Origin of the sequence: Hirschia litorea (assembly GCF_042665075.1) — a bacterium.
Lineage (GTDB): Bacteria > Pseudomonadota > Alphaproteobacteria > Caulobacterales > Hyphomonadaceae > Hirschia > Hirschia litorea.
In genome coordinates this window covers 288,448-303,112 of record NZ_JBHTBR010000005.1, presented here as the reverse complement: position 1 = coordinate 303,112, position 14,665 = coordinate 288,448, and the positions used below count along the sequence as shown (strand labels likewise).

The 14,665-nt window shown below is 48.2% G+C and carries 11 protein-coding genes; 7 read left to right on the top strand and 4 right to left on the bottom strand.

The window, feature by feature from the left end; translation table 11 throughout:
- Positions 1 to 15: 15 nt before the first annotated feature.
- From ACFQS8_RS10170 to ACFQS8_RS10160, 3 genes are read right to left on the bottom strand one after another with little or no spacing between them, the layout of a single operon-like run.
- Positions 16 to 3,228 (bottom strand): efflux RND transporter permease subunit, encoded by a 3,213-nt coding sequence (locus ACFQS8_RS10170; protein ID WP_382167223.1) that lies wholly within the window; start codon positions 3,226 to 3,228, stop codon positions 16 to 18.
- Complete coding sequence (locus ACFQS8_RS10165) at positions 3,228 to 4,715, bottom strand: efflux RND transporter periplasmic adaptor subunit (RefSeq protein ID WP_382167222.1); 1,488 nt, start codon at positions 4,713 to 4,715, stop codon at positions 3,228 to 3,230. Before ACFQS8_RS10165 ends, ACFQS8_RS10170 begins: the two co-directional genes overlap by 1 nt.
- 4 nt (positions 4,716 to 4,719) lie before the next feature.
- Positions 4,720 to 6,138 (bottom strand): efflux transporter outer membrane subunit, encoded by a 1,419-nt coding sequence (locus tag ACFQS8_RS10160; protein ID WP_382167221.1) that lies wholly within the window; start codon positions 6,136 to 6,138, stop codon positions 4,720 to 4,722.
- Positions 6,139 to 6,460: 322 nt separating this feature from the next.
- On the opposite strand from ACFQS8_RS10160, the gene ACFQS8_RS10155 reads away from it, so the two are divergent.
- The 3 genes from ACFQS8_RS10155 (at position 6,461) to phoB (ending at position 9,488) form a co-directional block, all read left to right on the top strand.
- Positions 6,461 to 7,870 (top strand): sensor histidine kinase, encoded by a 1,410-nt coding sequence (locus ACFQS8_RS10155; RefSeq protein ID WP_382167220.1) that lies wholly within the window; start codon positions 6,461 to 6,463, stop codon positions 7,868 to 7,870.
- Between the two features lie 198 nt (positions 7,871 to 8,068).
- On the top strand, positions 8,069 to 8,752 hold the full coding sequence (phoU, locus tag ACFQS8_RS10150; RefSeq protein ID WP_382167219.1) for a phosphate signaling complex protein PhoU: 684 nt from the start codon (positions 8,069 to 8,071) through the stop codon (positions 8,750 to 8,752).
- On the top strand, positions 8,742 to 9,488 hold the full coding sequence (gene phoB, locus ACFQS8_RS10145; protein ID WP_382167218.1) for a phosphate regulon transcriptional regulator PhoB: 747 nt from the start codon (positions 8,742 to 8,744) through the stop codon (positions 9,486 to 9,488). The genes phoU and phoB overlap by 11 nt, the downstream gene beginning before the upstream one ends.
- Positions 9,489 to 9,598: 110 nt before the next feature.
- Here the strand turns inward: phoB and ACFQS8_RS10140 are convergent, their stop codons facing one another.
- Positions 9,599 to 10,144, bottom strand: coding sequence for a GcrA family cell cycle regulator (locus ACFQS8_RS10140; RefSeq protein ID WP_382167217.1), 546 nt, complete (start codon positions 10,142 to 10,144; stop codon positions 9,599 to 9,601).
- Positions 10,145 to 10,403: 259 nt separating this feature from the next.
- Here ACFQS8_RS10140 and ACFQS8_RS10135 point away from each other — a divergent pair, with 259 nt between their 5' ends.
- The 4 genes from ACFQS8_RS10135 to cysK all read left to right on the top strand — a co-directional run bounded on the left by ACFQS8_RS10135 (position 10,404) and on the right by cysK (position 14,639).
- Positions 10,404 to 11,264, top strand: a complete 861-nt coding sequence (locus ACFQS8_RS10135) for an ABC transporter permease (RefSeq protein WP_382167216.1) — start codon at positions 10,404 to 10,406, stop codon at positions 11,262 to 11,264.
- 97 nt (positions 11,265 to 11,361) lie between these two features.
- A complete protein-coding gene (locus tag ACFQS8_RS10130; RefSeq protein ID WP_382167215.1) occupies positions 11,362 to 12,561 on the top strand; it encodes an aspartate aminotransferase family protein in 1,200 nt (399 codons plus the stop codon).
- Entirely contained in the window at positions 12,558 to 13,484 is a 927-nt protein-coding gene (gene argF, locus ACFQS8_RS10125; protein WP_382167214.1) for an ornithine carbamoyltransferase, read from the top strand. The genes ACFQS8_RS10130 and argF overlap by 4 nt, the downstream gene beginning before the upstream one ends.
- Positions 13,485 to 13,649: 165 nt before the next feature.
- On the top strand, positions 13,650 to 14,639 hold the full coding sequence (gene cysK / locus ACFQS8_RS10120; RefSeq protein WP_382167213.1) for a cysteine synthase A: 990 nt from the start codon (positions 13,650 to 13,652) through the stop codon (positions 14,637 to 14,639).
- Positions 14,640 to 14,665 lie beyond the last annotated feature (26 nt).

The following is a 14,665-nucleotide window of genomic DNA, read 5'->3' as shown; positions in this document are numbered from 1 at the left end:
TTGAATTGTTACCAACTATTGAGCAGGGTGAGGCAGGCTGCGTGCATGATCTGCGGCTTCAGCCTCTGCTTCAGCTTCCCCTGTGATGTCGAGCGTGTCTTCATCGAAGGAGTGTCCGATAGATTGGAATTTTTTGCCTTTGAAAATTCTCGCAAATATACGACTGATCTCAACACCAATTGCATATAGCGAAGGTACAAGAAGTAGACTTAGGAATAAGGCGAAGATAACCGCACACCCAAGAGAGACAACCATTGGCTTAAGGAATTGCGCCTGCATGGAACGATCCATGATCATAGGCAGAATACCGATAAAGGTTGTAACCGATGTCAATAAGATTGGACGGAAACGCGAGACACCTGCTTCAACAATAGCTTGAAGGGCACCGACGCCGTGTTCACGTCTTTTGTTGAGATAATCAATCAACACAAGGTTATCATTGATCACAACACCCGCCGCCGCAGCGATACCAAAGATGGAGAACATTGCCATTGGGACACCAAGAAGGGCGTGCCCAAAGACTGCTCCGGCAAAACCAAATGGGATAGCGGACATGATGAGCAATGGTTGTCCATAGGATTTGAACGCAATGGCCAGCAGGCAATACATCACAAAGAATGCAGCTAATTGTAGGCCGATAATTTCACCAAAGAATTCAGCTTCACGTTCAGCAGAACCAAGCGCACCAGATGTAAGGCCTGGAAATTCTTCCTGAAGTTTTGGAATGAAGTTCTTATTGACGCTTTGAATAATCTCGCGCTGTGATTCACTTGCAACTTCAGCAAATACGGAAACTGATCGCTGGCGCTCACGGCGAAGAATACGATTGATGCCAGGTGCGAATTCGACATTTGCAACTTCCATGAGTGGGATTTCACGGCCATCTGCTGTGCGGATTCTAAACTGGTTCAAACTATCCAATGAACGGCGAGCTTCTTCTGGAAGTTTTACCATTACTCGGACGTCATCACCTTCACGGGGGAGGCGTTGCACCTCTTCACCATAATAGGCTTGGCGAACCTGACGAGATACTTCTCTGAGCGTGAGGCCAAGGCTTTCCGCGCCGGGCTTCATTGTGAGGCGAATTTCTTGCGCTGCTGCAGAGAAGTTATCACCCACATTGTAAGCTTCAGCATAGGTGCCTAAGTGCGCCCGCAATTCATCTGCGGCTTGTCTAAGGACCTCCAAATCTGGGTGGTTTAGTGCGAAACGAAGACGCGGGTCACTATCATTAAAGGAGAAGGCAAATTGTGTTTCTTGTGCGTCTGGGATTTCTCCAGTGAAGGCGCGCAAATCTTCTGCGAGCTGTTTTGTAGACACTTCACGTGGACGGATTTCAGGAGCAGCGAGCCCAATCCATGACATGACTTGCCCTTCAGAAGACACGATGGATGCATCACGGACGATGTCAAAATCAAGTGATGACCATTTCTCATTCTCGCTATCGCGCAAGGCTTGCACACCAAGTTTAAGTTGGTTCTCAACCTGTTTTACGCGGCTGAATGGTGTTCCATCTGGCATGTCGATCTGAACGAAGATGAAGTCACCTTCTGTTTCAGGCTCGAATTTGAACGGCACATAACCATGTTGCACTAATGCGAGGGCAAACATGAAGAGAGCAATGAATGCAGCGGCTGTTGCGTAGCGCATTTGAATCGCAAACTTCAGGATAGGCATGTAAATTGTGCGTGCCACCCACAATAGACTATCCGCAATTTTACGCTGGAAGTTTGTAAATTGCTTGGTCCAACCTTTAGGCTTTTGCTTTTTTAGATGAGCTAGGTGTGCCGGCAGGATAAAGAAGGCTTCAACCAGTGAGAAGGTTAGCGCGGCAACTACTGTAAGTGTGAAGTTCTGTGTGAATTGACGCTCTGGTCCAGATAAGAGGGCCCAAGGTGCAAAGGCGATCATGGTTGTGATCACACCAAATAATACAGGCTTGGCAACGGCTTTGGCACCAACAACGGCAGCCTCGACACCTTCATGGCGTCCGCTTTCTACCTCGGTATGAATGCTTTCCCCGATGACAATGGCATCATCCACCACAACCCCGATTACCAGCAAACAAGCAAAGAGAGACAGGATGTTCAGTGATACGCCCATGATAGGAAGTAGGAAGAAACCACCGGCAAAGGCTGTCAAAATTCCTGCTGCAACCCAGAAGGCAACGATCGGACGTAGGAAAAGAAGTAATACGATGAGGACAAGAAGTGTTCCTGTCACGGCTGAGTTTGTAATGATTGAGATCAACTTGCTCATGAAGTCATAATCTGACCAAAGCAGGTGTAGGTGAACGGATTCTGGGAGTGTCTCGTTTTTCTCTTCCATATAGCTTTTGAGGGCTTTGGAATATTGAGGCAAATTCATATTTTCTGTCGCGCGCATCATAATGAATGCAGCAGACTTTCCTTCAAAGGATGTAGAAAGGTCTTCGTCGACAAAACCATCTATCACGCGTGCAACATTGCCAACGCGGATGACACCGCCATTTTCAGATTGCTTGATAATGAGATTGTTAAATTGCTCAGCAGTATCTGCAAGATTACGTGTTTGAATTGTTACGCTACCTGTATCCGTACGTACTTGCCCGCCGCTACCGTTTAAGGAGCTGCTGCGAATAGCGGATGCGATGTCATCAAAGGTCAATCCATATTGGCGCATAGCGCTTTCGGAAACTTCGATAGTGACCTCTTCAGGAAGTGTACCTTGAACAACAGCAAGCTCACCACCGGGTATACGGGCGATTTCATCGCGAACAGTATCTGTAATGCGTTTAAGTTCACGTGGGTTGACGTCACCGGCAACAACCATCCCGAAATATTCGTTGTTTTGCTTCCACTGTTGGACCTGCGGCCGGTAAGCGGAGGGAGGGAGGTTATTGATCGAGTCGACGCGGAGTTTCACTTCGTCGAGGAATTTTTGAGTATCAACTGAGTTGAGTGCTCGAATGTTGACTGTTCCGCCGCCTTCATAGGCAATGGATGTAATGGTGTCTATGCCATCCACATCGGCGACAGCTTCTTCAAGTCGGAGGACGATTTGTTCTTCTGCATCTTGCGGTGAGGCACCCTGCCAAGCGATTGACACGGAGACACCATTAAACTCTCCGCCGGGAAAGACTTCTTGCTCAAGGCGAGAGAAACCGAATATCCCCCCAAAGATACAGCAGACCATGAGAAGGTTGGCCGCAACAGAGTTGCGCGCCCAGAATGAGATTAGACCACCCATTAGTTTGCTCCGCTTGCTGTATCAGAAGCCAAGGCCAAAACGTCATCTTCTGGAGAGGCGTCTGTTTCGGCTTCATTTGAATCGAAGGTACGCACCCGCATACCAGTCATTGCAGCTTGAACTGGAGAAATAATAACTTTCTCGCCTTCGCTTAGGCCTGAAGAGATATAGACATAATCTTTTGTCGATCTCAGGACATCGACTTTACGAATTTCAAGTGTTTGAACAAACTCAGTTGTTTCTTCAGGTTCTTTATCCGCTGTGCCGTCAGAAGTTTTAGCATCTGATTTTTTGTTCTCTTCGGCGATTTGTTCGTATTTTTTCTCAATACTTTCGATCTTGGCATCCATGGCTTCTTTAGGAATTTTATAGCCAAGCTCTTCTTCAGTCTTTTCTGCTGCTTCGCGCGCTTTCTTTATTTCGTCTTGTTTTTCATTTTCAAGACGCGTTTCGCGGTCGATAATTTCTTCTTCTGTTTCATTGACGACATAGACCGTATCTAGGCCGCGCAGGGCAGAGCGTGGTGTTTGAATGACATTGTTAAGTGTGCGCCCTTCTATCACCGCATCAACGAAGAGACCCGGGGCAAGAGGGATGCCATTGTCGGCCCCTTCACCGAACGGGTCATCCACTTGGCTGAAAATGGAAACGAGGCGTGTTCTGGTGTCTACTGATGCGCCTGTACGTGTGACTGTACCAACCCAATTGTGGGGTTTGCCTCCAATATTAGCTGAGAATGAGACTTTGGGGCCGGGAGTTGATTTTGTTGCATTAAACGCAATTGGAAGGCCTAGATCGCCCATTTCTTCATTCGGGATTGCAAGTTCAATTTCAACGGCATCTTTAGCGAAAACCTGACCAATTGGGCTGCCTGGTGATACGAATTGGCCAAGCTCAACTGATTTTGATTCCACGAGACCATCAAATGGCGCACGTACTTCAGTACGTTGCAATTGTAAGGCTGCATCTTCAGCTTGGGCTTCAGCGGCAGCCAGTGCGGCGCGTGCTTCGGCTAATTGAGGTTCACGTAAAGCAAGAGGGCTTGGGTTTTTGATACCAAGCTCTTGGAGCTCTGTTTTGGCCACTTCAGCTTGTGCCATAACGGTGGCCAGTGCTTGACGTGCGCTTGCGACAGTTGAACTTGCGCGGACAGCTGAGAGTTTGTAGTCGGCGTCTTCAAGGCGGATAAGGACTTCTCCGCGTTTAACAAATCCACCATTTTCAAGATTTGGCGACACGTATTTTACGCGGCCAGATACTTGAGGAGAAAGTTGAACTTGGCGTTTCGGGCGAACGGCCCCTTGTGCCTCTACGGATAAAGATACGTTGGCAAGTGTGGCCTCTTCCGCGAGAACAGCAAGACCGATTGGACCACGTTCCTTCTCCTCGGGAGGAGGCTTCATCGCGCCCAACACATTTCCAACAACGATACCGCCACCAATAATAGCTATGGGCAATACGACTTTGAGGATTGATTTGAATTTCATGGTCTTAATTTCCTGCAGGGGCGTTGTTTGCGGGGGTATTAAGGACAGGAGCATCCCCGCCGCCCAACGCTAGATGATAATTAATACGGTTGATGGCGCGTGAGGCACGCGTCGCTAGAAGCTGACTATTGGCATTGATACGACGGGTTTGGGCGTCGATCAGATTGAATATTGAGATCAACCCTTGTTGATATTGTCTTTCAGCGATTGTTTCAGCGGCTTCGGCTTCATCCATCGCTACTTGCAATGCTAACTCTTGTTGGGCCAAGGAGATGTCAGCAGCGCGCGCGCCTTCTACTTCTTCCCACGCGGAGAGGACTGCACTTGCATAATTCGCAGCGGCAGCCTGAGCCTGGAAGCGAGCGGCTTTAGATTCATTGGCAAGACGGCCACCATTGAATATGGGGGCGGTTAAATTGGCGAGAACACGACCAGCGAGTTGATCAATGTCGAGTAGGTCTTCCACTTCGGTTGATCGGATAGACGCAGATCCAGTGAGGCTTAGCGAAGGACGCATGGCGAGGCGGGCAAGGTCTGCACGCAGGCCTGATGCAGCCATACGGGCTTCGGCTGCAGCGATATCTGGGCGCCGCGCTAACAACTCCATAGGTGAAATATCGGCATTAGGCATGGCCACGAGCCTTGGTGGTGTTTCTGGGGCATTCACTTCTGCTGAAGGATAGCGGCCGAGTAACACTTCGAGTGTGCGCGCTGCATCTTTGACGTTGAGCTGAGAGCGGGCAATTGAAGATTCTGCACTGGCTTCAGCCGAGCGTGACAGTCGGACATCAAGTGTTGTTGCCAAACCAGTCGCGACACGGCGCTCTGTAAGTTCGCGTGCATTTTTGCGTGCATCTAGCTCGTCATTAGCGAGCGCAAGTTGTGCACGGGCATTTGACAGATTGATCCATGCATTCGCTGTGCGACCAGCAATGGAGAGTTTTAAATCTTCAAGGTCAGCTTCATTTGCTAGAAAATCTTTATCGGAAGCGGAAATGCGTTTTGAGACTTGCCCCCACAGATCAACTTCCCAACTTGTGGATAGTCCCAAAGAAAAGTCATTGTAATCTGAACTGCCAGACCCTGAGCTCACGAAATTGCGTTCAGCGCTAGATGAACCACTGAGACTTGGAAGGCGGCTACCGCGGGCGGCGCGTGCAGTTGCACTCGCTGCATCGGCGCGGGCACGTGCTGCAATGAGGCTGGGGTTTGCTTGTAAGGCCTCAGCGATCAAGCTGTTCATTGTTTCTGAATTGAATTGAGAAAGCCAGTCTGTTTGCTCGGCTGGGGCAGGCAGCGTAACGGCCCATTCGTTTGGAACAGTCGTTGTGGCAAGTGTGTAATCGGCCGCAAAATCTCCGCCGCCAATGCTGGCGCATCCACCGGCCAATATTGCAATTGCTGACGCAGAATAATGTTTCATACGAGAGGTGTTCCATTCAGAAAAAGCTTGCATGCATTGCGCATGGTTATGGGGCTATATATTTGACAATACGTAACGATTGTCAACAAATAATTATCGAAAAACAATAATTGCATGAATCTGCAGCTTTTTCTTTATCTGACATGAAAGTGACATTACGTTTAACGTAAAGTGGAAAGACGGGGGCTTTTCTAAGCGCTGGAAAAATAAAAAACCGAAATTGATACAAATTGCAGATAAATCATGCGTAAGATTGGGTTGAATCGATTTTGGTTGCAAAGCGTGGCCCCTGCGATGGGGTGAAGCAGAATAGGATAGGGCGTTGAATTTAGATTTTTGGACCGCGCAACGATCAAATTTTATTTGGACTACTATAAGCGGTGTGGTGGTGTTTGGTGGTCTGAGCCTTGGCAATATGATTAGCCTACCTGCCGCAATTATTGGGATTGTGGCGCTCGTTGTGATGAGTGTGGTGCGCGGCATGTATGAAAGCCGTGATCTCCAACAACAAGAGATATTACGGGCCGCGCGTACAGAGGGTGAGCTCACCAACAAAGAGTTTCGTGCCGTATTGGTGAGCGCTATGAGTGAGCCATGTTTGTTCGTGAATCCTGAGGGGCGTGTGGAAGTTGCAAATGAAGCTGCACGTCAGAATTTTCGATTTGCGGGTGAAATGCCTGTATTGTCTTCTGTTGTGCGGCGTCCTGAGATGTTGGGTGCTGTGGAAGATGCGCTGGCAGATAAAGAGCCGCAGTATTTTGCGTTCGTAGAACGTGGTGAATATGATCGTACTTATGCGTGCGTGGCTGCGCCAGTGACAACGAATGCCGGATTAGGTGTTCTGATTACAATGGAAGACCTAACAGCGGTGAAGCGTGCCGAAATTGCGCGTGCGGACTTTTTGGCAAATGCGAGCCACGAATTGCGGACGCCACTGACTTCGCTTGCGGGGTTTATCGAAACAATGTTGGGGCCGGCAAAAGATGATCATGCGGCTTGGGGGCATTTTCTGGAAATTATGCAAGGCCAAGCAGAGCGCATGCGGCGGCTTATAAATGATCTGTTGTCTCTTTCTCGTATTGAATTGAGTGAGCATAGACGTCCAGCCACGAATGCCGACCTTGCGGCTGTTATTAGTGAGGTATGTGATGCGATGGGGCCGGTCGCGGATGAGCGCGAGGTGAAAATCAAAATTACCGGACCTGAAAACGGCGTGGCCGTTATGGGGGTGCGTGATGAGCTGGCCCAAGTTGCTCAAAACTTGATTGATAATGCGATAAAGTACTCTGAAGGCGGAGATGAGGTTGAAGTAGAGGTCTTTTCTGATCTGAGCCAAGATGAAGCGCTTGAGAAGGCTGGTCGCCGCATGGAAGGGGCTGCGCAATTTTCTATAACAAATAGTCTTGGTCCTTCTGGTACGCGATATGCTGTCTTGAGGGTGTGCGATCAGGGACCTGGAATGGACCGCAAGTATTTGCCAAGATTATCTGAGCGGTTTTATCGCGTGGATCCGGGGCGCGGTCTCAAAAAAGGGACGGGACTTGGTTTGGCTATTGTCAAACATATCGTAAACCGTCACAGGGGCGCATTTCTTGTCGAAAGTGAAGTTGGTGCAGGAACGTCTTTCGGGGTGTTGTTTCCATTATCTCATAAAGATACAGAGGCTTCCGACCTCGATCAATTGCTCGAAGAGCGCGCTTTTCGCCGGACTGTGTCGGCTGAGGCGCGGTAAAGGATAGTGTTCGCAATAGGGTTAAGTATGTACTGCAACAAAATTGTCGCAAAAACATGCTAACGCGGGTTGAGTAAGGCATGTTATCTAATTCTCAGTGTACTGTAGGTTATGGTACGAAGAATTGATTGCTGAATATTGCAATTAGCATGTTTTGTGTGTTTGGGTTTGAGGCAGCAAACATAAATTAAGGGCATTATGAACAGCCAATCTGTATTGAATATTTCCAACGAGCTGGAATTGCTCACAGGTGAACTCGCAGGTATGGGCGGTCTTGTTGAAGACATGCTTAGTGATGCTCTGTCTGCTGTTATCACTTATGATGTTGAACTTGCTTTGGAGGTTGTTGATCGCGATGGTCAACTCGACAAGCTGAAAGCTAAGGTTGAACATAAGATTTTTGATCTTATTGAGCGTCGCCAGCTCAAAGGGCAAGATCTGCGTCAGGCACTTGCTTCCATGAAGGTTGCTGTAGAGCTGCGCCGGATTGGTGGGCTGTCACGCAGTATAGCCAAACGTACATCCCAGCTTAAAGATTATGAGCGCTCAGACCAAACCAAATCTTTGGCACGTATGGGGCGTTTAGTGTCCTCGCAGTTGAAGCGTGTGTTGGATGCATATGGTGTTCAAGACATTGAATCTGCTCTTGATGTGCGTGAGCGCGATGAGGAAGTGGACGAGTTTTACAACTCCATCTTCCGTATTATGGTGACGTATATGATGGAGGATGGTCGCAAGATTGGTGCGTGTGCTCACTTCATGTTCATGGCCAAGAAATTGGAACGTGCAGGGGATCATTGTTCTCAGATCGCTGAGATTATCCATTATTCCGTGACTGGAGAATATCCAGCCATAGAAAGGTCTAAAGTCGATGAGTTATAATTTTGCTGAAAGTACGCGAAGTTCAAGCAACAAACATTCTGCGACAACGCCTTATGCGTTGATTGTTGAGGATGAAGAGGCGCTCGTGCAATTGCTGAAGTATAATCTTCAAAGCGAAGGTTATGAGGTTGGTATTGCGATGGACGGTGAAATGGCTTTGCTCATGGTCGAGGAGCGCCAACCTGATATCGTCTTGTTGGATTGGATGTTGCCAAAGCTCTCTGGAATTGAAGTATGTCGTCGTTTACGTAGCCGTGACACAACAGGTAATTTGCCGATTGTCATGCTAACTGCGCGCACTGAGGAGGCTGATCGTATCCGTGGATTGGATACAGGTGCGGATGATTATGTTGTTAAACCTTTTTCCATGACTGAGTTGAAGGCGCGTATTCGTGCGGTTATGCGCCGTATCCGTCCTGGGTTAACGGAAGACAAGGTGCTTGTGGGCGATTTGGAGGTGGATCGTACCGCGCATAAAGTTGCGCGGGCGGGACAGCAAATCCATCTGGGGCCAACAGAATTTCGTTTGCTGGACTATTTAATTCAGCATCCAGGACGTGTCTTCTCGCGAGAGCGTCTTTTGGATGCGGTATGGGGCTCAGATATATATGTTGAAGCGCGCACGGTTGATGTACATGTGGGGCGTTTGCGCAAGGCGCTGAAGGTTGAGGGCTTGCCTGATCCTATCCGGACGGTGCGCTCTGCAGGGTATGCGTTGAACACAGACGAAACTTAAACTGGTAAGCTTTTTAGCATTTTTCGAGATAGAATATCGCAAAAAAATAGCGGCGCTTCTGGGTGTATGAAGCGCCGCTTTATTAGTTGGGTAAGTTTAAAATTGTTTTATTAGCCTGCTTTACGAACAGTTTGGCCGTAAGTGTCACGACGTTCGCGACTTCTTCTTGATGGCTGGAATGCGAGTTTTGCATGTTCCGAGCAGTATGGAGAGTCGCCATCTGAGGCGTGACCACAGAAACCAAAGTCTGGATCTGCAGGGTCGCCGATTGGCCATTTGCACATAGAATCTTGAACTGTCATCACTGTTACCATGTCGCCATTGCCGAGGCGTTTTGGTTTGACATACGCTGCTGGTGCCATGCGGGACGGCAATGCGGGTGTGGATGCTTCTCTTGCAGGCTTTGGTGTCGCTGTGGTCGTTTTGGTTGCCGTTGCTGCAATGGGTTGGACCACTTGCGGCTTTGGACGCGCCAAACGTGGCGGACGTTTCACAGGGCGCGACGGGGTTGCGCGTCCCGAGAGGCCGAGTCTGTGAACTTTTCCGATCACAGCGTTGCGGGTTACACCGCCTAATTGTTTTGCGATTTGACTTGCACTGTGGCCTTCAGCCCAAAGCTTTTTGAGCTCAGTTACACGTTCTTCTGTCCACGCCATTAGGGTATTCTCCATCAGCCCGAGCGGTAAAAGTAAATCAAGATATTGTTTTGACTCGCCTATACCGCGCCCTTGTTTCCAATATATTGTAGTTAACAAATCGTGAGACACAACATCTCGGTAGGGTTATTCACAGCTGATTCAAGATATAGGTGGGGATAAACCAAATGTTTACCTTTTGATCCATCATTTTTTTCTTTTTGCCCTATGCAAACGCGATTCAAATTCTAAATCAGTAGCTGCAGGGAGGCTGAATGCCATGATTGAACACGCCGCTAAGTCTGAAAATGTTCTGGAAGATACACCAACACCTACCCAAACCAACGCTTTTGTATGCCCGCGCGAGTTTGGTGCATTCAACTGGGTAGGTTTGCAAACGCTGTTTAAGCGTGAGGTAAACCGCTTTTTGAAAGTTGGGATGCAGACTTTATTGGCGCCAGTCGTATCTGCGCTGTTGTTTATGGCAATCTTTAAACTGGCCTTTCCAGAGCGCGGCGCTGTGAATGGGGTCGAATTTGCTGACTTTATCGCGCCAGGCGTGATTATGATGGCAATATTGAATAACGCATTTCAAAATACCTCCTCCTCAATCACAATTGCGAAAGTGCAAGGTAGCACAACAGACTTCCTAATGGCTCCGCTATCATCTTTGGAGCTTACCCTTGGTTTCTTAGCTGGTGGTGCAGCACGCGGCATATTGGTAGGTGGTATCACTATGGTGTGTATTGGCCTCATAGGTGTTGCGAATGTATCCATACATTCTATTCCGGCGTTCATCTTTTATGCGGTGATTGCTTCCTTTATGATGGCAGCGGTTGGCTTAATGGGCGGAATATGGGCCGAGAAATTTGACCATCTTTCAGCGATTACAAATTTTGTGATTTTGCCTCTAACAATGCTTTCGGGTACATTTTATCCGATAACGGTGTTTTCTGAGCCTTTTGAAACGCTTTCTCACTTCAACCCATTTTTCCATTTAATTGATGGGTTTCGATATGCCTTTACTGGAACTTCAGAAGGTTCGTTGATGATAGGTGCGGCAGCATCAGGCATTATTGCGCTTGTTCTTTGTGGTGCCTGTTGGGCGATGTTGCGTTCAGGCTATAAGTTAAAGGCGTAGCTCTTAGATAAATCAGACATTGACAGATAGCTTATGGGCGCTCATAGACCATGGGCTTCCGTAGGCTTTTTCCCTTGAGAGATAAGAGGATACCCCAATGCGCGAAGCTATGATGCCAGTATATGGTCCCCCTGAGGTCGTTTTTGAACGCGGCGAAGGCGTGCGACTATACTCATCTGAGGGGAAAGAATATCTCGATTTTATTGCAGGTATTTCTGTAAACTGCTTGGGGCATGCGCATCCAAAGCTAGTGAAAACATTGCAAGAGCAATCTGAAAAGCTGTGGCATTTGTCGAATATGTTTCGGGTTCCTGAAGGTGAGCGTTTGTCTGAGCGTTATGCTGCGGATACATTTGCGGACCGTGTTTTCTTTACCAATTCAGGTACGGAAGCGATAGAGTGCGCAATTAAGACGGCGCGTAAATATCATTATGTAAACGGCAATGTCGATAAAATCCGCATTATCTCTTTTGAGGGCTCATTCCACGGACGTACATTGGGTGCCGTGAATGCAGGTGCTAATCCAAACTATCGTGAAGGCTTTGGACCAGCAATGGAGGGGTTCACTCATCTCCCGTTTGATGATGTTGATGCTTTTAATGCTGCTATGGGTGAAGATGTGGCGGCTGTGCTTATTGAACCTGTGCAGGGTGAGGGTGGATGCCGCGAAGTACCTGAGGAATTTTTGAAACTTATCCGTAAAAAGTGTGATGAGTTTGGTGCTCTCGTTATTTATGATGAAGTGCAATGTGGCGCTGGCCGGACTGGTAAGTTGTTTGCGTATGAATGGTTTTCTGACGTGAACCCTGACATTATTGCAGTAGCGAAAGGTGTTGGCGGTGGTTTCCCATTGGGCGCATGCCTGACAACTGAAGAAGCCGCCAAAGGCATGAAACCCGGCTCGCACGGATCGACATATGGTGGGAATCCACTCGCAATGGCGGTTGGAAACGCGGTGTGGGATGAGCTTACAAGCGACGGTTTTTTAGAGAATGTACAGCGTGTATCTGCGGTCTTGACGCAGTCTCTTTCTAGTTTGGTGGATCGATACCCTGATCTCGTTGATGGGTTGCGTGGTAAGGGATTGCTGCGCGGATTAGCATTAAAAATTGACCCAATGAAAATTCGTATGAAAGCGCTTGATAAAGGATTGCTTGTTGGTACAGCCGGCGGTCAGGTCGTGCGTTTAGCTCCACCACTTATCGTCAATGATGATGATGTATTCCAAGCGATCAATGTACTGGATACATGTTTGGCTGAGGTGCAAGCTGAATCGCAGAAGGAGGGTTCTGCATGAGTGTTCGCCATTTCTTAGATATTTTTCCAATACCGGCTTCTGAGCTTCGTAGTATTTTAAACAATGCAATCAGCCGAAAGAAGGCGCGATTGGGTTTGCCTAAAGGTAGTGTCGATCAAGATGCTGTGTTGGCTGGCCGTACACTTGCAATGATCTTTGAAAAAAGCTCAACGCGGACACGTTTGTCTTTCGACATGGGTATTCGTCAGTTAGGTGGCACATCTATTGTTTTGAACGCGGCGGACATGCAATTGGGTCGCGGTGAGACTATTGAGGACACATCTCGTGTGTTGTCTCGCATGGTGGATGCGGTAATGATCCGTGCGAATAAACATGCGGATGTTGAAGCTTTTGCAGCAGTGGCAGATGTGCCTGTGATAAACGGGCTCACAAACCAATCTCACCCGTGTCAGATCATGGCTGACCTGCAAACATTGGAAGAGCATGGCCTTGACCTAAAAGGTGCGCGTATTGCGTGGGTAGGCGATGGAAATAATGTGGCTGCGAGTTTTGCGCATGCTGCACCAAAATTTGGTTTTTCATTGGCCGTGGCAACGCCTGCTGGGTATGAGCTGCCGCAAGTGGATGTTGATCGAGGACGCCAAGAACAGGGCCGCGTCGATATTTACAACGACCCCGTAGAAGCTGTTGCTGGCGCAGATGTTGTCGTTGCAGATACCTTTGTTTCCATGGGAGACACGGATGCTGAGCAACGTTTGAAAGATTTGATGCCATTTCAAGTGACGCAAGCGTTGATGGATAAAGCGAATGGCAGTGCAAAGTTTTTGCACTGTCTACCAGCCCACCGTGGTGAAGAGGTGGCAGCAGATGTCATTGATGGCCCAGCCTCTTTGATCTTTGATGAAGCTGAGAACCGCCTACATGCACAAAAAGCTGTATTGGAATGGTGTTTGACTGCTTAACGCCATTGTAAATTAGATATGACTGCTGGGGCGCTGAGAGATCAGCGCCTTTTGCGTATTTAATCTAATGCATAGGTTTAATTGCTTACCCTGTTCAGCGGGTTGTATTCCCTATAAAATGCGCCAAATATAATGGATACACACCCATACAGTGAGGAAGAAACCATGGCTGGCACAAGAGATTATAATGGCGTCACACTCGATGAAGCAGGTCGTGGCCGGATATACGGCTCCATCCTAGAAACTGTAGGCAACACGCCGCTTGTTCGTGTCCCATCGCTTTCAAAGGCGGAGGGGCTTGAGTGTGACTTCCTTTTGAAGCTTGAGTTTTTTAACCCAATGGCAAGCGTAAAAGACCGTATTGCGTTGGGAATGATTACCGACATGGAAAAAACAGGCAAATTAAAACCTGGCATGACGTTGGTTGAGCCAACCTCCGGGAATACAGGTATTGGTCTGGCGTTTGTTGCTGCTTCCAAAGGATATCACTTGATCTTGACCATGCCTGAAAGCATGTCGATCGAGCGTCGGAAAATGTTGACGATTCTTGGCGCTGAAATCGTGCTTACGCCTAAGGAAAAGGGCATGGGTGGTGCAATCGCAAAAGCGGACGAATTGGTCGAAACAATTGATGGTGCGATTATGCCTAGCCAATTTGATAATGGTGCAAATCCAGCCATTCATGAAGCGACAACGGCTCAAGAAATCTGGCGTGACACGGCAGGAGAAGTTGATGCGGTGATTTCTGGCGTCGGTACAGGAGGCACATTCACTGGATGTGCGCGATACTTAAAAGCACAAAAACCAAGTGTTCAAATGTTCGCTGTTGAGCCAGAAGCAAGTCCAGTATTGTCCGGTGGAGATCCTGGACCGCACCCGCTTCAAGGTATAGGCGCTGGATTTATTCCTGGAAACATGGACACATCTTTGATGGACGGCGTTGTGAAAGTGGCAAATGCTGATGCATTAGGGATGGCGCGTCGTCTTGCTCATTTAGAGGGGGTGCCAGTGGGTATTTCGTCTGGTGCAGCCGTTAAGGCTGGTTTGGAAGTGGCAAAGCGCCCTGAAATGAAAGGTAAGACGTTGGTTGTTATTATTCCTTCGTTTGCAGAGCGTTATCTATCTACCGTGTTGTTTGAAACACCTGACGTTTGATATAGATTGCAAAAAAAACTTCACTC